The sequence below is a fragment of the Aliterella atlantica CENA595 genome, assembly GCF_000952155.1.
Lineage (GTDB): Bacteria > Cyanobacteriota > Cyanobacteriia > Cyanobacteriales > Chroococcidiopsidaceae > Aliterella > Aliterella atlantica.
Window position 1 is genome coordinate 72,789 of record NZ_JYON01000002.1, and the last position, 22,587, is coordinate 95,375.

Here is a 22,587-nt window from a genome sequence, read left to right on the forward strand (position 1 = left end):
TTCGCTGCACTCAATACTCCAACTGCCAATGACATTAACTAGCTACAAATCGATTAAATCGCTAATTCCTATACCTTCATTAATGGATCGCTACATTGCTGGCGAACTATTGATGCCGTTTTTATTTGGTGTAGGTGCTTTTTCATCAGTAGGAGTAGCTGTTGGGATCTTATTTGACTTAGTGCGAAAAGTTGTCGAGTCAGGACTACCGATAACAGTTGCTCTCAATGTATTTTTGCTCAAACTGCCATCATTCGTGGTTTTAGCGTTCCCAATGTCCACGCTGCTAGCTGCTTTAATGATTTACGGTCGTTTTTCTAGCGATAGCGAACTTATTGCCTTGCGTAGCTGTGGAGTAAGTATTTATCGCTTAGTGCTACCTGCTATTGTTTTGAGCTTTATGGTTACAGGCATAACTTTTCTATTTAACGAGCAAGTTGTACCTGCGGCTAACTATCAAGCAACTGTGACTTTAGACAAAGCAGTAAAGTCAGATAAGCCAGCCTTGAACGAGCAAAATATTATCTACCCAGAGTATGAGGAAGTTAAGCAGCCTAATGGTGAAAAAACTAAAACTTTAAAGCGGTTATTTTATGCCGATCAGTTTGACGGTCAGCAAATGAAAGGCTTAGTTATTGTCGATCGCTCCGAACAAGGTATAAATCAAATTGTCGTATCTGATTCTGCTGCTTGGAACCGCAGCCAAAATATTTGGGATTTTTTCAATGGCACTATCTATTTAGTAGCCCCAGATAATTCCTACCGCAATATCTTACGTTTTGCCCATCAGCAGTTGCAATTGCCCCGTACTGCTCTAGATTTGGCAAGTAAGGTGCGCGACTATGGGGAGATGAATATTGCCCAATCGCTCCAACAGCTAGAACTCATGCGTTTGGCTGGAGATGAGAAAAAAATCCGCAAGCTCAAAGTCCGCATCCAAGAAAAAATTTCTTTACCGTTTGTCTGTGTAGTTTTTGGTTTAGTCGGTGCAGCTTTAGGAACTAAGCCGCAAAGACGTTCGGGAAAAGCGACAAGTTTTGGTGTCAGTATCGTAGTAATTTTTAGCTACTACCTCCTCAGCTTTATTAGCAGCGCCCTTGGTGTAGGCGGCGCTTTATCTCCCATCATGTCAGCCTGGTTGCCTACTGTTTTTGGATTAACAGCAGGCGGGTTGTTGTTGGTAAAAGCCGCAAAGTGAAGGATTAGGGGAGCAGGCCGATTGGTAGGGTGCGTTTTCAAAACGCACCCTACGGCTACTTGTTAAAGGCTTGAATAATCGCTTCGGCAAATTCCGAACACTTCAAAGGCTCTACAGGTGGTTCCATTAACCTTGCTAAGTCATAAGTAACTTGACGATTGGCGATCGCATCCCCAATTCCTTGTTTAATTAAATCGGCGGCTTCTTGCCAACCCATATATTCCAGCATCATTACGCCCGACAAAATCACCGATCCAGGATTTACTCTGTCTAATCCGGCGTGTTTGGGTGCTGTACCGTGAGTTGCTTCAAATACAGCGCATGAATCGCCAATGTTGGCTCCAGGACCCATCCCTAAGCCGCCGACGATTGCTGCTGCGGCGTCAGATAAATAATCTCCGTTCAAGTTCATGGTGGCAAGAATTGAGTATTCATCTGGTCTGGTTTGCAGTTGTTGGAAAATACTGTCAGCAATGCGATCGTTGACCATTACTTTATCTTTCCATTGCCCGTTGCCGTGAGTTGCCCAGATATCAGTTAATACCTTTTCTACTTCTTGGCAAATTTGCTTTTGCTTTTCTGGTGTTAAAGCTTTGTATCCTGGCTCAATTTGTTGGGCATTTGCTTCTGAAGATATATCTGGGTTGCTTTCTTTATTGCCCAAAATCCACGACTCGCGTTCGGTGACGCATTCGGCGCGAAACTCAGTAGTCGCAAGTTCGTAACCCCAATCGCGGAAAGCGCCTTCAGTGTACTTCATGATGTTGCCTTTGTGTACCAAAGTCACCATTTGCTTATTTTTGGGTAGTCTTAAGGCGTGTTTGATTGCCCGACGGACTAATCTTTGCGAACCATGCTTGCTAATTGGTTTAATCCCGATGCCTGAATCAGTCGGAATTTGCTTTTTGCCGTGTTCTGGCGTGGCGGGAATTAAATCGTCGTTGAGAATTTTGATTAAGCGATCGCCAATTTCGCTGCCTTGTTTCCATTCGATACCTAAATAAATATCTTCGGTGTTTTCCCGATAGATAATTACATCTAGCTTTTCAGGATATCTATGCGGTGATGGCGTACCTGGATAATAGCGGCAGGGACGCACGCAGGCATACAAATCGTTGATTTGTCTTAAAGCTACGTTTAGCGACCTAATCCCGCCGCCTACAGGTGTCGTTAAAGGACCTTTAATAGCCACACCATACTCTTTGATTGCTTGCAGCGTATCTTCGGGCAAATACTGATAAGTGCCGTATAGTTCGCAAGCTTCATCTCCTGCATAGACCTTAAACCAGCTAATTTTGCGCTTGCCTTGGTAAGCAGTCATTACCGCCGCATCAAATACTTTTTGGCTAGCAGACCAAATATCAACTCCCGTACCGTCACCGCGAATAAAAGGAATAATCGGATTATCTGGAACTATTGGTTCGCCATTACTAAAGGTAATTTTAGCACCAGTATCGGGGGGGACGATCTTCTCGTACATTCTCAACAAAACTCCTAATGACCAGAATAATTCGTGATTCGTAATTCGTAATTCGTAATTAAAGAGGGTACTTGCGAACTCCAAATCTTTGATGAGCGTGGTCAACAATTGCGTGGTGGGTTCAAGCAGTGGCACTGATTGTAATGCGCGAATTACGAATTGCCGCTTTGCGACTTGACAGAGGCACGTAGCTTTTAAACAATAGCTCTTAGCTTGACAGAAGTTTGTGCCTTGTTAACAGCTTTATAAGCAAACAAATTTTTTGCCACTACAACCCTATATTCTCTCTAGCAGATAAATACTGATAGCTATTTTTAACTGGCGATGTACTAGCAACGTAGTAACTTGCAACTAAAGCCACCATTAGCCACCAAACAGTATTAATCTCAGGACGATACCAAACTGTATCTACAGCGCCATGAGCTAGCATACCTGCCATAGAAGCGATCGCTCCTATTAGCCAAAATGCCTCGCTGCTACCAGTTTGTCGCAGCCTTTGCAATTGCAACCAAGCTTGGTTGAAGGTAACTACAAGCAGCCAGATAAAACAGCTTAAGCCGATTAAACCAGTTTCTACAGCAATTTCTAGCAATACTGAATAAGCACTTAGAGCGGTAAATCGAGGGCGTTGGTAGAGAGGATAAATTTTGTTAAAAGCTTCATTACCTGGACCGATGCCAATAATTGGGCGATCGCGGATCATCTCAAATACGGCTGCCCAAACGTTTTGGCGGAAATTATTGCTACTATCATTTCTGCCAGCAAAAATACTAAAAACGCGATCGCGAATTGGTTCGCTCACTACTATCGCTGCTAGTAACAAAGTGGCAAAACTACCAACAAATATTGCGATCGACCATTTGCGCCAAAAGTGCGGCAAATACTGCGCCCACCAATAACGTAACAATACTACCAAGGCAATTAAGGCAACTGTAGTCGCAATCCAACCGCCGCGACTGCCTGTAAAAGCCATACAAGCACCGTTAACAGCAACCATGATCGCAGCTAAAGCTTTAGGAATTCTGCCGCGCCAAGTAAAGGCTGCCATGATACTGAGGATCAGCGCTGGCAATAAATAACCTGCTAATAAATTAGGATTGCCAAGATAACTATAAACTCGCGTAGCCGTTGCTTGAGTAGAAGTTGGGTCGTTCCAAGTTGCTAAAGGTTCTACCCCATCAAACCATTGCCGCACGCCGTAGACGCTGACAATTAGGGCTGCGTGCAGATAAATAGTCACAATCAGCGATCGCAATCGCGGCGATCGCAGTATTCGCGCAGATAAAGCAAATAATAATAAATAAGAAGTTAGTTTTAACCACCCGCTAAAAGCATCCGCCTTTACTGGTGATAAAGCAGTAGCTACTGTGGCGATTCCCCAATACAACAAAACTAGCCAATGAATCGGCGTTGCTTTGGTTTTGATATCGTCAGATACAGTCAGTAGTACCCAAAAACCAGCACAAGCAAGCAGTAGCACTTTAATTAAATCGTTGGATACAAAAGGCGCTAGCCCAAATACCAAACTTACTAATAATGCTCCTAGTGGTTCAGCCCACTGCATTAGCCAACTGCTTTGCCGCCATTGGCGCAGCAGCCCTACTATGCGGTGTAAATAGCTTGCTGTTTGCCACTGTTGTAGAGGCAAATTAGATAAGGTAAATTGTTGCCAGAGTAAATTCATATTGAAGAAAGATCGGGAGATGGGTCGGTTAAGGTGTCCTCTACCGAGACATAGCCCTAAATCGCTGCTATTTTGCTCAAGCCTAATTATGCATAAAAATGAACGTTATTAGCAGCTAATTATTATTTTTAACTTTCTCTAGGTGGGGCAAATCAATTGTATAGCGGTAGCCGGAGTCAGGGATTAACTCTATAGAAATTTTGCCTCCGTGTAGTTGTGCGAGTTGGTAGCTAAGAGATAAGCGCAAATTACTGCGATCGCTCAAACCTAGGGATTTATCTTTCTCTTTAGGTTGAGTTACTATCTCTGCATCGAGGGTACTTACTTCACAGGCGCGATCGCCTGCTGCTAATAAAACTTCTTCCTCTGAGGACATATCGAGCGGACTATCAACTTGTGTAGCTAGGATCCAATCGTCGTTGCTGGCAATTTTTGCTGTAGTTGAGGTTTGCAGCGCAAACAGACAAGGTTCGATCTGCCCTAACCCCTCTTCCAACCAAGGATGAGAGACAGAAACAGTAATTTTTTTCTGTTTGTCTAATAACTGGAAAACGTGAATGCGGATCGTGCTACCAGGAGTTGCCGATTGAATAACGTTAAAAATTAGGTGATATAGTAATTGCTTAACTTTTTCTTTATCTAAAATCCAAGTACGATTTTGGTCGCGTTCTACAAATAAGCGCAGTTGGTGATCTCGGCGTTTGGCTGCATCTTCCAGCGTATGAGTGACGTGCTGGCAGAGCATTTCAATATCTACATCCGCAAGGTCAAGGGCTTCAAGATTGCTATTTATTGCGCCTAATTCAGAAATTTCATTAACTAATGACAGCAAATACCGACCGCTTTTTTGAATTACATCTAAATATTCTTTTTGCTTATTCATCAACGGACCGTAAATTTCTCGCGCCAACACTGTAGCCATTCCGAGTACAGATGTCAGGGGCGTTCTTAGCTCTTGAATTATCTGCTCCAATAGTTCTAGTTTGACGCGTAGAGTTTCCGGAACAATATTTTCTGCCAGCACTTTTTGCTGAGTCGAGTTTTCGATGCTTGTTGCAGAATCAGGGCTAATTTCTACTACCTCTGGTAACGAGCTAGTTAATATCTTTTGTTGGCTATGAGGTGATGGAACTAAGAGCCGATGATCTTCTAGGTGCGTAGCTGTAGTTGGTTGGTTTGTGACAAGCCATTGGCGCTCAAATTCGCTCATACTCCAACGAGCAATTAGTTCCAAGCACTGGATATCTCTGGGCGTAAAGGTACGGGGTGATTGCTCCATAATGGCAATAGAACCCAAACAGTTGCCTGCTGTATCTGTAAGTGGTACTCCTAGATAAGCACGAATACCGTAGCGCTGCACTAGAACCTTGTGGGCAAAATCTGCCTCTAGGAGAGTATCGGCGATCGCTAAAACTTGATGCTGCTCTACTACATAACTACAGAATGATTCAGGGCGAGGCAATTGTCGTTCCTGAGCAATTTTATTCATCAAACCCAGCCGCGACAAGCCCACCGCCGCCTTAAACGCATGGCGGTGGCGATCTATAAATCCTAAGATGCAAATCGGTGCATCTAACAATTCAGCAGCAGTTTGAGTCGCTTCCTCAAATACTGGTATCGTCTGAGTTTGTAATAACCCTAAATCTACCAATGCTTTGAGCCGTTGTTCTTCTCGATCTCCCTCAACTCCCGAATTGACTAATTGACAAACTAGCCTATTTTCAGGTTCTACCATTGCCACCCCTACCTTGACACTCGCCAAACAATATGTATTTCATCAATCGCCCTCTTAAAAAGGCTGCTCCATTGCTCTTAAGATTCCCTAAGTTGAGCCAAGATGAACAACATTCGTATAAATTATTCGGAAATTTCTATTTTTACCTCTAAGTTATTACTGGTGGGGGTTGGCAATAGGATGATAAGTACGATCGTGGTTTAAGCTAGACAGCTAGGCAAGATAGCAGCGAACTAATATGTAAAAAAGTTTACAAAGTTAGCCAAAGTAATCTTACCTATTGGCTGAGTGGTATCTACCAAACTAATAGGTAAATGCGATTATTTGTTAGCTGTAGTCCAAGCAGGATGAGATAGGAGCGCAGAAATTGTTCTCACTCCGCGCAGTTGATTGGATAAAGGTAGATGACCTTTAGGTGCAGTTAAATTCCAGGTAAACTCGTTTGGGTAGCGAGTCCAGTTATTGCCATTTTTCCAATCAATTTGGCTCCATAATTTTTCCCAATTTTTACCTACAGCTAGCCAAATTTCGCGTTGTACAGAAAAGCCAAACTTACCTTCTGAGTAAACTAGCCACAAGGTATTGATAGTTTGCAAGTCAGTTATCGGAAAGCTCTCAACCTCAGTAAAATACAGCCATTTTCTTTGCAGTGCTAACTCGCCTGCTAACTCGCACAGCAAGCGTAGAGTTAACTTATCGCTAGCTTGAAAGTCTTGGCTAATCAGTAATTGTTGCAGTTGAGTATAATCGATACCGCGTTCCGAGTTAAGCGGCACAATACCTAGAGGAAAATTAGCCTCAAGAAAAGCTGACACCGCGGGCGAATCGCTGCTGCGTAGGGCTTGGTAGGCTATACCGTCAATCCAGGTAGGAGACTGCAGGCGAGGTTGGAGTAAAAAATCCATCAAAACTTTTTCGCCGTCATTGCCTAAAGTAGCTAGCTTTTGGAGCGTTTGTTGCTGTACTTTCTCCGAGCCATTAGTTAACTGCAAGCAAAGAGCAGAAAAGTCAGTCTGCTGATTTGAGGCGGTGGGGGGATTAGTCATGCCCTTTACTTTAAAGATGCGCTCGTTACAACGATCTCTAATTTAACTATAATTGGGCGCGCGATCGCACGCGAGCATTCATTGCTTTGACTTTTATCGCAGAGTTGGCGGTAAAGGTGACTTGTTACCTAGTTGATAACCTTGCTGCTTGATTAACCGTTGCAACTCTTTCACCCGCCTACCTGGTGCGGGATGAGTCGCTAAAAAGTCTACATCTACTTTTTGCTTTTGACTTAGCCTAGCAAAAAAGTCAGTTGCCCCAGCGACATGACCGTAAGTTTTTTGCAATAGTGTCAAACCTACCTCATCTGCTTGGCTTTCTTGAGATTGGGAATACTGGGCGTTACTAATAGCTGCAATTCCTGAAGCGGCGGCTGACTGTATCCAACCAGCATCGCCTAAAAAGTAAGCGATCGCGATCTGCATCAATACCGAACGCCCTAAGCTACGTAAATGATCTCTATGGGCAAAATGTCCTAACTCATGCCCTAACACCATCATCAGTTCGTTTTCGGACTGTGCTTGCTTTAATAAACCAGCATAGATGATGATGCGATCGCCTGGTATCGCCAAAGCATTAACTGTATCTTCGGGAATATACAGCACTTGATAATCTCTATTTTGCCTTTGTTCTGGAGGCAATTTTGTTTCTAATCTATTTAGTAATTCATTTAAGGTATTTTGGGCGGGTGTTGGTGCTGCAAGCCGTTCGTATGCTGGAACTATCAACGCTCCTAACTGTTGCTCGACGCTAGGAGGAATTAGCCATATTAGGCTACTTGCAACCCACATGACTAACCAAATTACACCTACTATCAAGCCTGTAAATATGCCGAAAACAATCAGCAATTGGCGATTGCTAGGAGGTGGATTGCGACTGCTATAATTTGCTGATTTGGAGGACATCGTAATTTTGAGTAACTATTTTATTAATTACAGTAGCTAGAATTTTCTAATTACTCTTAGTAGGACGGAAAGGATTTAAGAAGTTAATTAAAGTTGTTAGCTTGCGCGATTGTATCCACAAACGCCCTTCACCGCGAAAACGACAAACTAGCCCCTCACCGCCTAATATCCCCGTTCTCAATCCTTTGAATGACAAGCCGCCCAGCATTTCAACGCTGTAATTTAAAGTATCTTCAAAGGCAACAATATAACCTGTATCAACTACATAATCACCAACAACCGGAATTTCAACAATTGCGCCATAAGAACTAAACCAAATATCGCCCGTACCAGTTGTTTTGAGTAAAAATAATGATTCTCCACTAAAAAAGCCTTTGAAGCCTTGAAACTTAGTATCAATTTCAACGGTAGGGCTAGAAGCAACAAATCCAGAAGACTGAACCATTAAACCATTACCATTTAAATAATAATGCTGAATATCTCCAGGAACTCCAGGAGAAATATATAAATCTCCCGCTTTTTCTGCGGCTGTAAATTCACTCAAAAATAGAGATTCACCACCTAGCATTCGCCCCAATCCCTTCATCAATCCGCCCTTGACTTTGGACTTCATTTTTATCCATGAGTCCATCGCTGCCATACCACCAGACTCTACAAGTACAGTTTGATCTGTATTGAGATGGAGTCGCAAGGAAGCATAAGCAGGTGCGTGTTCTATTTCGTAAGCAATTTCATTGTTTACTAACATTTATTTAACTCCTATACTGTGTAATTTATTTCACTTATCTGGGCGGCAATTTAGAGCCTACAGCCCGCCCAAATGCTCCAGGGTTATGAGTTTGACAAAATACCTTTCCTTGCCCTTTAAAGCGACAAACGAAGCCTTCTCCACCTAAAAATGCACCTACCCAACTAGAACCAGCTTTGCTAATTTCAAAATTCAAACTCTTCTCAAAAGCGACAATATGCCCCGTATCAACTACAAATTCGCCATCAATATCTACTGCGTAAACTGCTCCAAATGAACTGAGAATAACGTTACCGCTACCAGTAATATTTAGCCAAAATAGCGATTCTCCAGAAAATAAAGACCGAAATCCTTGAAAACCTAATTCAATATCAACATCTGATTCGCTAGCTAAGTAAGAACTTGATTGCACAACTAAACCCATTCCGGTAACTGGGTAATGTAAAATATCACCCATAAATTTAGGTGCAAGGAATATTTCACCGCCTGCTTTTGGCGAACGAAATACGCTTAAAAATAATGATTCGCCAGCAACTAAACGTTTAAGTCCTCCCAAAACTCCGCCGCCTTTACCTTGTCTTAAAGTAGTGCTGGCGTTTATATAGCCACTCATAGCAATCATGCAGCCTGCTTCGGCTACTAATTCCTCGCCTGAATCTAGATTAATTTTGGCGATCGCACTATCTGGTTGATGTAAAATTTCAATATTCATTGTGGTTAATACTAAAGTTTGGGACGCAAATATCTAACTAAGCCGTCAATACTGCGAGATTGCAAATAAATTTCGCCTGTACCAGAAAGTTTATTTACTAATCCTTCGCCGGAAGTTACAGAACCAACGATACCGCCGCTAAGTCCAATACTCATTTTAATTTGCGGTTCGTAGGCAACCAAATGACCGCTATCAACTACAAAGTCTTTACTAATATGTTTTTTAGTAATGCCACCATAAGCACCAAAAAATACTCTACCTTTGCCACTAAGTTTAAGCTTAAATAATCCTTCTCCAGCAAAGAAACTAGAAAAACCTGCCCATTGTACGCCCATTTTCACACCAGGAGTATGAGCAATATAAGCCCCAGGTTGAAAGCAAATTTCACTATTATTTAAATCAATTCTGTCAATATCGCCAATAATCGATTGAGTTAAAGTCAAAGTTAGTGGATATTTGGTTTCGTTAGTAAAAACATTTACAAATAAAGATTCACCACCAAAGAATTTTTTTATCAATCCTGGGATAAATCCACCAGAAAATTCAGTCCGCATCGATAATTGTGCGTCCATGCTAGTCATCGCACCAGCTTCAGCAACAATGCTTTCACCTGGATTTAGAGTCAAAAAAATAGCCGCGAAGGCTGGTTTATAGCGAATTTCAGTCTTCACAAGTAAAATTACTTCTGTGGGGGGACGCATACAATATGTTCTATGAGTAATGCGATCGTCCAGTCTTTGTAAAGAAATGAAAACTTTTACACGCCTAAAGCTATAAGTTAAACAACACACTCATCTGTGTATGTAGCAAAGTTACTTATATAGAGTGTTAGATATAATACTTAAATAGATTTAAGTAAGACTCCTACAAGGAGAACTTTTGATGGATATTTTGCATAACCCGCTAGCAGAAATGTATGGACCGGATTTTCTGAAACTGTATAGCGTTGTCATTGCTATAACACTAGGAGTCTGCTGGCTGATGGTATCGGTAGCAGATGTCACTAAAAATTTACCTGTCCCATTGATTCCTATTAACCCTAATCCTTACGAAATTGCCTACTTGCAGGGTGAGGAAAGACGGGTTACTAATTCAGTTGTATTCAATCTAATTCAGCGCCGTTTTTTACAGGTTAATAAGGAAAATATCGCACGAAGTTCCAATTATCCCAATATCGAACAATTAACACCACTGGAGCAAGAAGTATTTGCCTGGTTTACTGAGCCGCGTCTAGGTACAGAAATTGGTTGGCAACTATACCGCCAAGTACAACCATACTGCCAGGGTTACGAGCAAATTTTACAAGAGCGGCAATTATTATATTTACCAGATTGGCGCTCGGCAGCACAACAAGCGGGTTTAATTGGGGGTGCAATTATTCTTGGTTTAGGCGGGTATAAGTTTTTAGCCGCCTTGATTAATGGGCATCATAATGTGGCATTTCTTGTCATCATGACTGTGCTTGCTTTTATCATGCTGAAAGTTATTTGCTATTCACCTCCGCGCTTAAGCTACTTAGGACAAAAATATTTGCACCAACTTCAGGCAGTATTCGAGCAATTAAAACAAAAGGCAAAAAACGGCGTATCTCCTTCTGCAAGCGAATACGACTTATTAGTAGCACTCTTTGGCGTGAATGCACTTATGGGTAGTCCTTACGACTCCTACCGCAAAATGTTTGCTACATCGTCAAGTTCTAGTAGTTCTAGCGGTGGTTGCAGTAGTTCTTGTGGTAGTGGATGCGGTAGTTCCTGCGGTAGCGGTTGCGGCGGTGGTTGTGGCGGCTGTGGGAGCTAATTTATGTCTCTACCAACATTAGGTGTAGGTATTGGTTTTCGCGAACCATTCCGCAGCGAGTTATTTTTGCATCAACAGCAAGTACACTTTCTGGAAATTGTTGCCGAACATTATTTAGATGCAACTATCCAAAAGGAGCAAGAATTAGAATTATTAGCCGCTCACTTTCCCCTAATTCCCCACGCGATTAATTTATCTTTGGGTAGTGCTGAAGGTGTAGACACTGATTACCTCAGCAAACTTGCTAGATTAGTAAAACAGCTAAATCCTCCTTGGTGGAGCGAACATATTTGCTTTACTAAAGCTGGGGGAATAGATATCGGACATTTATCACCGCTACCTTATACATGGGAAGCGATTGATGTAGTTTGTCGTAATATTGCACAAGTACGCCGTTATATTGACGTGCCGTTAATTCTCGAAAATATCACTTATATGCTGCAACTCCCTGGCGCAGAAATGACTGAAGCTCAGTTTTTGACAGAAATAGTTGAGCGTTCTGATTGTGGTTTGCTGTTAGATGTAACCAATCTCTACATTAACTCTGTTAACCACGATAATGATGTCTGTAGCTTTCTTGAACAATTACCTTTAGAGCGAGTAGTGCAATTGCACTTTGTGGGTGGACATTGGCACGATGGCGTACTCATTGACAGTCATTCCCACTCTACACCGCTAGAAATATGGAAACTTATGGATGAGGTTGTATCTCGCGCTCCAGTTAAAGGAGTCGTGTTAGAAAGAGATGAAAACTTGCCAGCGTTTAGTCAATTAGCAGCCGAACTAGAACACGCAAGGGAAATTGGCAGACAGTATCACAGATGGAATTAGCATTACAGCCAATACTCGCGCAACTCTATACTAATGCAGAATTGCGATCGCGCTTTTTCACGAATCCCGAAGCTGTAGGCGCGCAATTAGGACTAAATACAACTCAAATCCAGCAACTAGCGCAACTATCAGCGCCAGCAGTTAATTTATTTGCTACTTCCTTGAAACGCAAGCGCCTAGGGGAAGTACGCGAACTATTACCAATGACTGCAAAAGCTCTAGATAAGGAGTTTTCTAAGTTATTTTGGCAATATGCAGAAACTTATATCCCTCAAGGAATCAAAAAGCATTTACTAGATGCGATCGCATTTGCTAGTTATATTGAGAAAGTAGCTAATATTGCGCCAGATTGGATACTAGATTTAGTTAGGTATGAAAAAGCTTGGTTAGAAGCTGCTGAACCAAATAAACTCTTGTTAGTACGTCGCTTTCGTTATGCTGTTAATAGTAGTGAAGGGCATTTACAGCAACCATTTGTAGCACTTTGGTTTAGACTATCGCAGCGAGGGAAACTCAAGTGTATGCAAGTGCGATCGCTTTTATTCTAAACTTAACCAATCCTCAACCGTTACACCTACAACTCTACGCATATCAGAATCATTAGAAACTAGAATCAATCCTTTCACTATTGCGGTAGCCGCTATCAATACATCCGCATCTTGGATAGGCGTACCTTTACGTTTTAAATCTGCATGAATTTCTGCTGCTTTTTCAATAATCTCTAAGTCGTCTAATAGTACAAATCTGTATTCTTTACACAGTTCATCGAATTCAGATAATTGTCTCGTAGCTTTTGCGTACAATAGTCCTCTTTTGACTTCATAATAAGTTACGCAACTTATGAACGCTTCTTTGCTTTGAGATTCCACCTGCCTTAACTTGCTTCTTACTGTTACATTTCTTTTTAATATAGCTGTAACTATATTAGTATCCAGTAAATAGTCCATGCTGGCTATCTACCTTCTACTGCTTCATCAAACATTGCCATTTGTTCTGGAGTTAAGTCATTTAATGTTCCAGCAACCGCTTCTAATGTCAAAATTCTATTAATTCTGCGGGTTAAATCATCATCAGTAATAGTTGTAAACTCTTCTAACGAAAACTGTTTAAACAAGTCTACTAAATCTTGAACCATCTCATTTCTGTCTAACTTTTCTTGGTAAAAGCTGTTACTATCGATCAATTTATTAACTATTGACGATATGCGAACTAAGAATATATCTTTTTCTTGAGAGACTTCGTACATAACATCCTCCAGGTTTGCTTGTATATACAACTACTTTATCAACTTTACCTAAATGTAGTTAGTTGCTAATAAAAAAGGCGGGCGACAAATGCCCACCTTCTACGATTAAGAACTAACGAAGTATTAGCCTAAAATAGATTTTGCTTTAGCTACTACATTGTCTACAGTAAAGCCAAACTTCTCCATACAGACAGGACCAGGTGCGGAAGCACCGAAGGTATCGATACCAATTGCGACACCTTCATCACCAACATAGCGACACCAGCCAAAGGTAACGCCTGCTTCCACAGATACCCGCTTCTTGACAGCTTTGGGTAGTACAGATTCGCGGTAAGCTTCATCTTGGTCTTGGAATAGCTCCCAACAAACCATCGAAACTACCCGAACTTTCTTACCTTCGCCGCGTAACTGTTCCGCTGCTTTGACGCAAAGCTGAGTTTCGCTACCTGTACCCATCAAAATGATGTCTGGCGTACCATCGCTATCCGATAGGATATAAGCACCTTTTTCTACACCTTCAATCGAGGTATTAGGCAAGTTAGGTTGAGCAAGACGTGATAGAGCAATCACTGTTGGGCGAACTTTGTGACCAAATTTCTTGCCTTTAGCTGCTTCAATCGCTGCTTTATAAGCGCCAGAAGTTTCGTTACCATCAGCAGGACGCATTACCAACAAGTCAGGAATCATCCGCAGCGAATTGACGTGTTCAATCGGTTGGTGAGTTGGACCATCTTCACCCAACTGAATCGAGTCATGAGTCATGACATAGATTACGCCTGCTTCTGACAGCGCCGACAGACGAATAGCCGCCCGCATATAGTCAGTGAAGACTAGGAACGTAGCACAGTAAGGAATTAAGCCCGAACCATCTAACGCTAAACCGTTACAGATAGCGCCCATACCATGTTCGCGCACGCCAAAGCGGAGGTTGCGATTTTGGTATTGTCCCTTCTGGTAGTCGCCCGCACCTTTAATCAACGTATTGTTAGAAGAAGCTAAATCCGCCGAACCACCAATTAATTCAGGAAAAACCGCCGATAAAGCATTTAGAGCCTTACCTGATTGGACGCGGGTAGCTTCAGCTTTGTCTTCTGGAGTGTACTTAGGTAAAACAGATTCCCAGCCTTGGGGAAGTTCGGCTTCGTGCATCCGCTCTAAAGTAGCCGCTTCTTGAGGATACTGCTCTTTATAACGAGCATACATTTCATTCCAATCTCCCTCATACTTCGCTCCGCGCTCAATTGCCTTACGCCAGTGCTTTAAAGCATCTTCTGGAATTTCAAAAGGCTCGTAGTTCCATCCCAAGCTCTCTCTTGTTGCTTGCACTTCTGCCGCGCCTAAAGCCGCGCCATGAGCTTCATAGCTATTAGCTTTATTAGGCGAACCATAACCGATAGTCGTATGGACTTTGATCATTGTCGGCTTATCGGTGACAGACTTGGCGGTTTCAATTGCTTGATGAATTGCATCAATATTGGTATTGCCGTCTTCTACAACCAAAACGTGCCAGCCATAAGCCTCATAGCGCTTACCAACATCTTCTGTAAAAGCAAGGTCAGTAGAACCTTCAATCGAAATATGGTTGTCATCGTACAGGGCAATTAGTTTGCCAAGTCCCAAGTGTCCAGCTAGAGAACAAGCTTCACTAGCCACCCCTTCCATATTGCATCCATCACCCATAATTACATAGGTGTAATGGTCAATAATCGGAAAACCAGGTTTGTTGAAAGTAGCAGCTAAGTGAGCCTCAGCCATTGCAATCCCCACACCATTAGCAATACCTTGACCTAATGGACCTGTGGTAATTTCTACCCCAGGATTCATAAAGTTTTCTGGGTGTCCAGGAGTTTTCGATTCCCATTGACGGAACTGCTTGATATCATCCATCGTCAGGTCCTCATAGCCTGTGAGGTAAAGCAGGGCGTACTGTAACATACTGCCGTGACCTGCGGACAATAGGAAGCGATCGCGATTTAGCCAAGCTGGATTTTTGGGATTGAAGCGCATAAAGCGATCCCACAGCACAAATGACATGGGAGCCGCGCCCATTGGCAAGCCTGGATGTCCAGATTTTGCCTTTTCTACAGCATCGATTGCCAGAAAGCGAATCGAGTTAATACAAAGTTCTTCGAGGGATTGGGTTGCAACAGCCATAGTCTCTTGTTTTTAACGACGATTTAGCAAGCTAGTTAGGTGGACTAAAACTTGAAATATTTAGATTGCCCTAAGCACATATTACCGATCATCCCATTAGGTGGGTTGACGGACAAGCCTTCTTTCTTAAGAGCAATTTATTTTAGTTATTTAAGCAAACTCCATTAACTTTTTATTGACGTAATACGTTGCGATGTAAGGCTATACGTACTTTTTGAAGGCTAAAGTAACATTATGACCGCCAAATCCAAAGGAATTGGACAAAGCAACATCAACTTTTGCCGCGCGACTTTGATTGGGAACGTAATCTAGATCGCACTCTGGGTCAGGATTTTCTAAATTAATTGTCGGCGGAATTTTGTCGTTAGCGATCGCCATGACGGTTGCGACAGCCTCAATCCCGCCTGAACCGCCTAACAAATGCCCGGTCATTGATTTAGTAGAACTAATTGCTACTTGATAAGCTGCATCGCCTAGCGCTTTTTTGATCGCCGCTGTTTCTGTTGGGTCATTAGCGCCTGTACTCGTGCCATGAGCATTAATATAATTTACTTGCTCTGGGCTAATACCTGCATCTTTCATCGCTAGCTGAATCGCTCTTGTCGCGCCTTCGCCACCAGGAACGGGGGATGTCATGTGATAGGCATCGCAGGTCAAACCGTAGCCAATAATTTCTGCATAAATTCGCGCTCCCCGACTAATAGCGTGTCCGAGTTCTTCTAACATGAGAATGCCCGCACCTTCACCCATGACAAAGCCATCGCGATCGCGATCGAACGGACGACTAGCGCGAGTTGGGTCGTCATTGCGGGTTGAAAGCGCTCTTGCTGCCGCAAATCCAGCAAATGGTAACGGTGTTACCGCCGCTTCAGTACCCCCGCAAATCATCGCTTGAGCGTAGCCTTGCTGAATTAGCCGAAAAGCATCGCCTACCGCGTTAGAACCAGCCGCACAAGCAGTTACCGGACATGAATTCGGTCCTTTAGCGCCAAGTTGAATTGCTGTCAATCCTGCTGCCATATTAGCGATCATCATTGGGACCATAAACGGACTACAGCGATCTGGTCCGCGATTTAAGTAAACCGTTTGCTGGTCTTCTAATACTTTGATGCCGCCAATTCCAGTGCCAATAATTACGCCTATTTGTTCGGCATTTAACTCATTGATTTCAAACTGCGCGTCACCAATTGCTTGCAAACTTGCCGCTACAGCAAATTGTGCAAACCTATCCATCCGTTTCGCCTCTTTAGCATCTATGTAGTCTTCGGGGTTAAATCCTTTGACTTCTCCAGCAATCCGACACTTGTGTTTAGAGGCATCAAATAGCGTAATCGGACCGATGCCACTACGTCCATTGAGCAATCCTTCCCAATAGGCTTGGGGATTATTGCCAACAGGTGTAATCGCACCAACACCTGTGATAACAACTCGTTTTCTGGCAAAATCTGTCATATGTCAGTTAAATCCAGCGACTACTCGCCAATAACGCAGGAAATCTTAAATAACTTGGGGTGTGGCGAATTATATTTCAGTAAAGCAGCAAGAGCGATCGCATTTAATTGGCGCTACATCGCTCTTTTGCCAAGCTTGAATTTATCCTTCGCTTTTAAGCAGATGTAGCAACTTTATTGCTAATATAATCCACTGCTTGTTGTACTGTGGTAATTTGTTCGGCTGCTTCGTCAGGAATTTCAATATCAAATTCTTCTTCTAGAGCCATGACTAATTCCACAGTATCTAGAGAATCAGCACCTAGATCGTTAGCAAAATTCGCTTGAGGCGTAACGCTGGCGGCTTCAACACTCAATTGCTCGGTAACGATGTCTTTTACTTTGTCAAAAATTTCTGATTCGTTCATAAACAAATTCCTCGATCGACTGCTAGTTCTAATTAAGATTGCATCATTTTAAGCATATTTATCTTATCGTTAAGAGCGATCGCATACACCGATTAATTGTGCTGTTTTCCAATTGTCCATGATTGGAGAGGGGACAAGGGGGACTACAGGGGGATCAACTACTATTACTCTTCGCAACTCAACTCAAAACTCAAAACTCAAAACTACTTCTAGCTATGTCATTTCAAAATTTAAGATACGCTTACTTTCCTGGTTGTGTCGCGCAAGGAGCTTGCAAGGAGCTTTATCAGTCTACGCAAGCTCTTACTCAAGCATTGGGAATTGAACTTGTAGAACTTAAAAAAGCTGCCTGCTGCGGTTCTGGTACTTATAAAGAAGACTCTCAACTGCTAGAAGATACTGTTAACGCTCGTAATATTGCCCTAGCAGAATCTTTAAATTTACCTTTACTTACGCATTGCAGCACTTGTCAAGGCGTGATTGGTCATGTTGACGAACGTCTGAAACAAGCTCAACAACAAAATCCAGCTTATGTTACGCAAGTTAACGGCTTTTTGCAAAAGGAAGGCTGCTCGCCATATCAAGGAAGTACCGAAGTAAAGCACTTGTTATATGCTTTAGTTGCTGATTATGGTATTGAAGAAATTCAACGCAAAGTTACAAAAAACCTGCAAGGATTGAAATGTGCAGCCTTTTATGGCTGTTATCTGCTCCGCGCTCAGTCGTCAATGCCTTACGATGACCCGATTAGACCTGAAGCGATGGAAAATGTATTTCGCGCTATTGGCGCAACACCAGTTTATTATCGCGGTCGGACGCAATGCTGTGGATGGCCCCTAGCTAGTTATGCTACTACCGAATCGTTCAAAATGGCAGGAATGCATATTCAAGAGGCATTAGCCGAAGGTGCTGACTGTATGGTTACGCCTTGTCCTTTGTGCCATCTCAATCTTGATTCTCGCCAGCCAGAAGTAGAAAAAGTCATTGGCAAGCAGCTTAAATTGCCCGTGTTACACTTATCCCAATTAATTGCTTTATCGCTGGGTATTCCACCCAAACAACTAGGATTAGAGCGACATATAGTTTCAACTAAACCAATTTTAGAAAAGTTAGGGATAGCATAGCGATTTTATGCAGAACGAAGATGTACTTAGAGGACGCTATAAGATTATCCGAAATTTAGGTAGAGGCGGATTTGGCGAAACGTATTTAGCAGAGGATTTAGACCGTCCCAGCCACCCTAAATGTGTTGTTAAGAAATTACACGCAACTTTTAATTCTGTTAAGGAATTAGAAATAGCAAAGCGCTTTTTTAACACGGAAGCTCAAGCTTTGTACAATTTAGGCGATCGCCACAGCCAAATTCCTCGCTTACTAGCTCACTTTGAGGAAGATAGCAATTTCTATTTAGTTCAAGACTGTGTTGACGGTCAAGACTTAAGCAAAGAGTTCGCTGCAGGTAGATGCTGGAATGAATCTCAAGTAACTTCCTTTTTAAAGGATATCTTAGGAATTTTAGCTTTCGTCCATCAGCAAAAGGTCATTCATCGCGACATCAAGCCAGCCAACATAATTAGGCGCAAGCAAGATGGCAAGATGGTTTTGATTGACTTTGGCGCGGTAAAAGAAATCCAGACTATAGTCAATACCCAAGGAAATACTCATCTTACAGTTGGCATTGGCACGCAAGGGTATATGCCACCAGAACAAAGACTAGGAAAACCTCGTCTTAGTAGCGATATTTATGCAGTAGGAATGACAGCGATCCAAGCTTTAACTGGCACACCTCCAGAAAGACTACCAGAAAATGAGGAGACAGACGAGGTTGTATGGCGAGAGCAAGCAAAAGTAAGCGATCGCCTAGCGGCTATTATAGACAAAATGGTGAAACCCCAGTATCGCGATCGCTATCAGTCTGCAATTGAAGTATTGGAAGACATATACGCTCTAGCTAATCCTCCCCAAGCTCAAACTGCTCCTCAATCTAAAAGCAAGCAAGCAAATGGCGGTAGTACAGTTATTTCAAAGCAAACCAAACAACAATCTGTTACAACCAGACAGCAATCTGTTGTCAGTAACACTGCGCCAGACGAGCCAAAACCCAAGCACTCTTTTGGATTTGCGATCGCTTTATCAATTATGGGTGCTGTTGCAGCTACTTTAGGTGTTTCTCAGCTAGTTGATTACCTACAATCTAAACCTGCTAGTCAGCCTGTAGCGCAAGCACCAACTCAACCAAGCCCTGAAACTATAGCAAGCCCTGAACTTGTAGAAACACCAGTTGCAAGTCCTTATTCTCCAACTACTCCAGAATCAAGCCCTTCGGCTATTACATCAGCAACACCTGAAATTAGTCCTGTATCACTAGCACAAGGACAGAGCATTGTATCAATAACTGAAATGAATTGCCTGACTACAAATGCTGCTCCAAATTATCAATCTTTCCAAAAACTCTCACAAAATACAACAAAGGGTCTAACAATTGGTCAAGAGGTTGTTACTCCTGTGGCTACACTTAGTAGTTTCAATTTTGAAAGTCAGTTAGGTTCAGATATTGCTATCTTAGTTAGCACTCCCGCAGGAGTCGCCTGTAATCTAGAGCCTCCAGAATCAGGTTCTCAATACCGCAGGCTTACTTTGGCTGTTGGAGTAAGTAATACAAGTTTATATATAGGTCAAGCAAGTAAAATTAGACTAACAGCTTACGCCAATCAAAAAAATATAGGTTCAAAAGAAGTAATCAGAGGTGGAAAGCAATTTTGGAATATTGACGTTACTAACGTTCAAAACATTGCTCTACAAGCTGAATGTATAAAAGGAGACGCTTATACTAGCAGAAGCGTCGGCACGGGTACTTACGGTCAACAATTTGAATTATGTCCTGCACTTGTATTCACTCAAGCCGATTTAAAGTAACTTGTATTTGTCAAGATTGAGTAGGAGAAAAATATCTACTAAGGTATGTTTGCAGCTTTTCTCTACTTGTTCTGAATTAATGCGTCACTTACACCTTATGTAATTTTTATCTTAGTGCGTCGATTTGATACGCATTGCAAACACGATCGCTTGTGCCAAAATTAGAATTAGTACCAACCAATTACTATATCTATCTATTGACAAATTAGCAGTTGTTTGCATCTCGTTAAATATAATCCACTTCGCCAAAAAAGTTAATAGATTTTAATGATTATTAGGACAAAACCAGTTAATATGCAAAAACTTGTCAAAAAATTTAGCAGAATTAGCAGTTACTGAAAGATTGGGTAAATTTTATGCAAAGCACAGTACTTAGGGGGCGCTATAAAATTACCAAACTCTTAGGACGCGGTGGATTTGGCGAAACCTTTTTGGCAGAAGATGGCGATCGCCCAGGCAAACCAATCTGTGTTGTCAAGCAATTACGACCCAATTCCAATTCTCAAACTGTACTAAGAGCAGCCCAAAGATTATTCAATAACGAAGCAGAAATTCTCTATAAGTTAGGAAACAATGACCAAATTCCTCAACTTTTAGCCCACTTTGAAGAAGACAATCAATTTTTCTTAGTCCAAGAATTTATCGAAGGACACGATCTTAGCCAAGAAATTGCCGTAGGTAGGCGCTGGCGAGAAGAACAAGTAATATCATTTCTGGAAGATGTATTATCAACTTTAAAATTCGTTCACGAGCAAAACGTTATTCATAGGGATATCAAACCATCAAATTTAATTAGACGCAGGCGAGATGGCAAAATTGTTTTGATTGACTTTGGTGTAGTAAAAGAAATCCAGAATTTGCCTGCAAACAAGCAAACCAACAGCTACCCAACAATTGCCGTTGGTACTCCAGGGTACGTACCAAACGAGCAACTAGGGGGTAAACCACGCTTTAGTAGCGATATTTATGCATTAGGGATAACAGCAGTTCAAGCTTTAACGCAGTTGTCGCCAGCCCAGCTTGTAGAAGACAGTCAATCAGGGGAAATAGTTTGGCAGCACCAAGCACAAGTAAGCGATCGCCTAGCAACAATCTTGAATAAAATGGTGCGATCGCATTTTCGCGATCGCTATCAGTTTGTAGATGAAGTATTAAACGACTTAAAAAGCTTGCATAATAGCGGGGCTGCAACCACCGTATTAAACATTACAAAAAAACAAGCAACTACATCTAGTTTTCCTATAGCTGCACCACCGCAACAGCCTGTTATTCAAACTATTAGAGCGGAAGTACCAAGACGACAACCGCTGAATATACTATTGTTGCTGCTATTAATTCCAGCAACAGTAGGGGCAACTTTGTATATGTCCGGGCAAATAAAGCCGCCGCAAGCAGAACGAACAACTGCAACCCCAACAAATCCTGCGGATATCCCCCAACCTGTAGCAACTCAAACTCCTAATACTATATTCACACCGATACCCTCGCCTACAACGACGCTAACATCGCCCACAACTTCATCTAACCCTAGCCCATCAACTTCTACTTCGCGCCCAGTACCTAGTCCGCAAGCTTCAATCCCTAACTCAGATTTACCGCAATCTATTACCTCGCCAAGTCCTATCCCGCCATCATCTGGAACAACTACAAGAGTATATACTGCACCTAAACCAGTAGATTCACCAAAAAAAGTTGCTTCTGCACCTAATCCACAAATCCAAGCCGTACCGCTAACTGAAGTACAATGTTCGACTACTAGCGCCGCAGGTAACAGTCAATCATTTGTAGAATCTCTCAGACGCTTAACTATAGGTAAAAGATCGGTGACTGCAATAGCTGAACTTGGTAGCCAAAACTCTAATAATTCAGCAACTAATCAAATTACAACCGACACACCTGCAGGTGTAGCTTGTCAACTTAATTCCCCTGGAGCATCTCAGTTTAGTAGTTTAAACTTAGCTTTTGGCATTAACGACAAAAATCAATACATTACCAAGGCGCGGAAAAGCCCTCAAGTTAGGTTAACAGTTTATCTCGATAGCCAAAACATCGGTTCGGTAAATGTAGGCAAAGGACAAATCAAGTCTTGGGGCATCAATGTTGCTAGCGCTCAAGATATTACATTGCAGGCAGAATGTCTAGGCGGTGGTAGCACTCCTAATGTTTGCCCCGCGCTAGTATTTACGCAAGTAGACTTGAAGTAAGATACTTGTTAAAAATAACCGCCAAGTAGTTTAGCTTTTATCGCTATGTACTACTTGGCGGCAAATTAGTTA

Annotated in this window: 21 protein-coding genes; 8 read left to right on the top strand and 13 right to left on the bottom strand. The window is 42.2% G+C overall.

Going from position 1 to position 22,587, the window contains the following annotated elements; translation table 11 throughout:
- Nucleotides 1-82: 82 nt before the first annotated feature.
- Complete coding sequence (locus UH38_RS02865) at nt 83-1,198, top strand: LptF/LptG family permease (protein ID WP_045053319.1); 1,116 nt, start codon at nt 83-85, stop codon at nt 1,196-1,198.
- A 55-nt stretch (nt 1,199-1,253) separates the two neighbouring features.
- Here UH38_RS02865 and UH38_RS02870 read toward each other — a convergent pair whose 3' ends face one another.
- The 8 genes from UH38_RS02870 to UH38_RS02905 form a co-directional block, all read right to left on the bottom strand.
- Nucleotides 1,254-2,678: an NADP-dependent isocitrate dehydrogenase gene (locus UH38_RS02870; protein ID WP_045053121.1), complete on the bottom strand. Its 1,425-nt coding sequence runs from the start codon at nt 2,676-2,678 to the stop codon at nt 1,254-1,256.
- A 268-nt stretch (nt 2,679-2,946) separates the two neighbouring features.
- The gene (locus tag UH38_RS02875) at nt 2,947-4,362 is read right to left on the bottom strand and encodes an IctB family putative bicarbonate transporter (RefSeq protein ID WP_045053122.1); all 1,416 of its coding nucleotides are present in this window, start codon (nt 4,360-4,362) and stop codon (nt 2,947-2,949) included.
- A gap of 115 nt (nt 4,363-4,477) precedes the next feature.
- On the bottom strand, nt 4,478-6,097 hold the full coding sequence (locus UH38_RS02880) for a GAF domain-containing sensor histidine kinase (protein ID WP_045053123.1): 1,620 nt from the start codon (nt 6,095-6,097) through the stop codon (nt 4,478-4,480).
- A 320-nt stretch (nt 6,098-6,417) separates the two neighbouring features.
- Nucleotides 6,418-7,143: a GUN4 domain-containing protein gene (locus tag UH38_RS02885; protein ID WP_045053124.1), complete on the bottom strand. Its 726-nt coding sequence runs from the start codon at nt 7,141-7,143 to the stop codon at nt 6,418-6,420.
- Nucleotides 7,144-7,236: 93 nt separating this feature from the next.
- The gene (locus tag UH38_RS02890) at nt 7,237-8,049 is read right to left on the bottom strand and encodes a M48 family metallopeptidase (RefSeq protein ID WP_045053125.1); all 813 of its coding nucleotides are present in this window, start codon (nt 8,047-8,049) and stop codon (nt 7,237-7,239) included.
- Between the two features lie 46 nt (nt 8,050-8,095).
- Nucleotides 8,096-8,797 carry a TIGR00266 family protein gene (locus tag UH38_RS02895; protein WP_045053126.1) on the bottom strand — a complete coding sequence of 234 codons (702 nt, stop codon included), beginning with the start codon at nt 8,795-8,797 and terminating at the stop codon, nt 8,096-8,098.
- A gap of 34 nt (nt 8,798-8,831) precedes the next feature.
- Nucleotides 8,832-9,509 (bottom strand): TIGR00266 family protein, encoded by a 678-nt coding sequence (locus UH38_RS02900; RefSeq protein ID WP_045053127.1) that lies wholly within the window; start codon nt 9,507-9,509, stop codon nt 8,832-8,834.
- Between the two features lie 11 nt (nt 9,510-9,520).
- Complete coding sequence (locus UH38_RS02905; RefSeq protein WP_045053320.1) at nt 9,521-10,180, bottom strand: TIGR00266 family protein; 660 nt, start codon at nt 10,178-10,180, stop codon at nt 9,521-9,523.
- Nucleotides 10,181-10,391: 211 nt separating this feature from the next.
- Here UH38_RS02905 and UH38_RS02910 point away from each other — a divergent pair, with 211 nt between their 5' ends.
- The 3 genes from UH38_RS02910 to UH38_RS02920 are packed head-to-tail and all read left to right on the top strand — an operon-like array spanning nt 10,392 to nt 12,685.
- On the top strand, nt 10,392-11,306 hold the full coding sequence (locus UH38_RS02910; RefSeq protein ID WP_045053128.1) for a TIGR04222 domain-containing membrane protein: 915 nt from the start codon (nt 10,392-10,394) through the stop codon (nt 11,304-11,306).
- Between the two features lie 3 nt (nt 11,307-11,309).
- Nucleotides 11,310-12,137: a DUF692 domain-containing protein gene (locus UH38_RS02915; protein WP_045053129.1), complete on the top strand. Its 828-nt coding sequence runs from the start codon at nt 11,310-11,312 to the stop codon at nt 12,135-12,137.
- Nucleotides 12,128-12,685 (top strand): hypothetical protein, encoded by a 558-nt coding sequence (locus tag UH38_RS02920; protein ID WP_045053130.1) that lies wholly within the window; start codon nt 12,128-12,130, stop codon nt 12,683-12,685. The genes UH38_RS02915 and UH38_RS02920 overlap by 10 nt, the downstream gene beginning before the upstream one ends.
- On the opposite strand, the gene UH38_RS02925 is transcribed toward UH38_RS02920, so the two are convergent.
- From UH38_RS02925 to fabF, 4 genes are all read right to left on the bottom strand, one after another.
- Nucleotides 12,677-13,084 carry a type II toxin-antitoxin system VapC family toxin gene (locus tag UH38_RS02925; RefSeq protein WP_045053131.1) on the bottom strand — a complete coding sequence of 136 codons (408 nt, stop codon included), beginning with the start codon at nt 13,082-13,084 and terminating at the stop codon, nt 12,677-12,679. The two genes, UH38_RS02920 and UH38_RS02925, sit on opposite strands and share 9 nt — an antisense overlap.
- A gap of 5 nt (nt 13,085-13,089) precedes the next feature.
- Complete coding sequence (locus UH38_RS02930) at nt 13,090-13,383, bottom strand: hypothetical protein (protein ID WP_045053132.1); 294 nt, start codon at nt 13,381-13,383, stop codon at nt 13,090-13,092.
- Between the two features lie 123 nt (nt 13,384-13,506).
- Nucleotides 13,507-15,537, bottom strand: a complete 2,031-nt coding sequence (tkt, locus tag UH38_RS02935; RefSeq protein ID WP_045053133.1) for a transketolase — start codon at nt 15,535-15,537, stop codon at nt 13,507-13,509.
- Nucleotides 15,538-15,738: 201 nt separating this feature from the next.
- Nucleotides 15,739-16,989, bottom strand: coding sequence for a beta-ketoacyl-ACP synthase II (gene fabF / locus UH38_RS02940; RefSeq protein ID WP_045053134.1), 1,251 nt, complete (start codon nt 16,987-16,989; stop codon nt 15,739-15,741).
- Between fabF and UH38_RS26620 the strand changes: the two genes are divergently transcribed.
- Nucleotides 16,990-17,157, top strand: coding sequence for a hypothetical protein (locus UH38_RS26620; protein ID WP_160295924.1), 168 nt, complete (start codon nt 16,990-16,992; stop codon nt 17,155-17,157). It begins immediately after the preceding gene.
- On the opposite strand, the gene acpP is transcribed toward UH38_RS26620, so the two are convergent.
- Nucleotides 17,144-17,395 (bottom strand): acyl carrier protein, encoded by a 252-nt coding sequence (gene acpP, locus UH38_RS02945; RefSeq protein WP_045053135.1) that lies wholly within the window; start codon nt 17,393-17,395, stop codon nt 17,144-17,146. The genes UH38_RS26620 and acpP overlap by 14 nt on opposite strands.
- Before the next feature lie 215 nt (nt 17,396-17,610).
- On the opposite strand from acpP, the gene UH38_RS02950 reads away from it, so the two are divergent.
- From UH38_RS02950 to UH38_RS24625, 3 genes are all read left to right on the top strand, one after another.
- Nucleotides 17,611-18,519: a CoB--CoM heterodisulfide reductase iron-sulfur subunit B family protein gene (locus UH38_RS02950; RefSeq protein ID WP_045053136.1), complete on the top strand. Its 909-nt coding sequence runs from the start codon at nt 17,611-17,613 to the stop codon at nt 18,517-18,519.
- Between the two features lie 7 nt (nt 18,520-18,526).
- Entirely contained in the window at nt 18,527-20,311 is a 1,785-nt protein-coding gene (locus UH38_RS24620; RefSeq protein WP_052672232.1) for a protein kinase domain-containing protein, read from the top strand.
- Between the two features lie 356 nt (nt 20,312-20,667).
- On the top strand, nt 20,668-22,515 hold the full coding sequence (locus UH38_RS24625) for a serine/threonine-protein kinase (protein WP_052672233.1): 1,848 nt from the start codon (nt 20,668-20,670) through the stop codon (nt 22,513-22,515).
- Nucleotides 22,516-22,587 lie beyond the last annotated feature (72 nt).

Coding starts and splice junctions, on each gene's coding strand:
- UH38_RS02865 (WP_045053319.1), top strand. CDS start 83: ATGGATCGCTACATTGCTGGCGAACTATTGATGCCGTTTTTATTTGGT.
- UH38_RS02910 (WP_045053128.1), top strand. CDS start 10,392: ATGGATATTTTGCATAACCCGCTAGCAGAAATGTATGGACCGGATTTT.
- UH38_RS02880 (WP_045053123.1), bottom strand. CDS start 6,097: ATGGTAGAACCTGAAAATAGGCTAGTTTGTCAATTAGTCAATTCGGGA.
- UH38_RS02900 (WP_045053127.1), bottom strand. CDS start 9,509: ATGAATATTGAAATTTTACATCAACCAGATAGTGCGATCGCCAAAATT.
- UH38_RS02875 (WP_045053122.1), bottom strand. CDS start 4,362: ATGAATTTACTCTGGCAACAATTTACCTTATCTAATTTGCCTCTACAA.
- UH38_RS02950 (WP_045053136.1), top strand. CDS start 17,611: ATGTCATTTCAAAATTTAAGATACGCTTACTTTCCTGGTTGTGTCGCG.
- UH38_RS26620 (WP_160295924.1), top strand. CDS start 16,990: ATGTCAGTTAAATCCAGCGACTACTCGCCAATAACGCAGGAAATCTTA.
- fabF (WP_045053134.1), bottom strand. CDS start 16,989: ATGACAGATTTTGCCAGAAAACGAGTTGTTATCACAGGTGTTGGTGCG.
- UH38_RS02870 (WP_045053121.1), bottom strand. CDS start 2,678: ATGTACGAGAAGATCGTCCCCCCCGATACTGGTGCTAAAATTACCTTT.
- UH38_RS02890 (WP_045053125.1), bottom strand. CDS start 8,049: ATGTCCTCCAAATCAGCAAATTATAGCAGTCGCAATCCACCTCCTAGC.
- UH38_RS02915 (WP_045053129.1), top strand. CDS start 11,310: ATGTCTCTACCAACATTAGGTGTAGGTATTGGTTTTCGCGAACCATTC.
- UH38_RS02920 (WP_045053130.1), top strand. CDS start 12,128: ATGGAATTAGCATTACAGCCAATACTCGCGCAACTCTATACTAATGCA.
- UH38_RS02930 (WP_045053132.1), bottom strand. CDS start 13,383: ATGTACGAAGTCTCTCAAGAAAAAGATATATTCTTAGTTCGCATATCG.
- UH38_RS02895 (WP_045053126.1), bottom strand. CDS start 8,797: ATGTTAGTAAACAATGAAATTGCTTACGAAATAGAACACGCACCTGCT.
- UH38_RS24620 (WP_052672232.1), top strand. CDS start 18,527: ATGCAGAACGAAGATGTACTTAGAGGACGCTATAAGATTATCCGAAAT.
- UH38_RS02925 (WP_045053131.1), bottom strand. CDS start 13,084: ATGGACTATTTACTGGATACTAATATAGTTACAGCTATATTAAAAAGA.
- UH38_RS02885 (WP_045053124.1), bottom strand. CDS start 7,143: ATGACTAATCCCCCCACCGCCTCAAATCAGCAGACTGACTTTTCTGCT.
- tkt (WP_045053133.1), bottom strand. CDS start 15,537: ATGGCTGTTGCAACCCAATCCCTCGAAGAACTTTGTATTAACTCGATT.
- UH38_RS24625 (WP_052672233.1), top strand. CDS start 20,668: ATGCAAAGCACAGTACTTAGGGGGCGCTATAAAATTACCAAACTCTTA.
- acpP (WP_045053135.1), bottom strand. CDS start 17,395: ATGAACGAATCAGAAATTTTTGACAAAGTAAAAGACATCGTTACCGAG.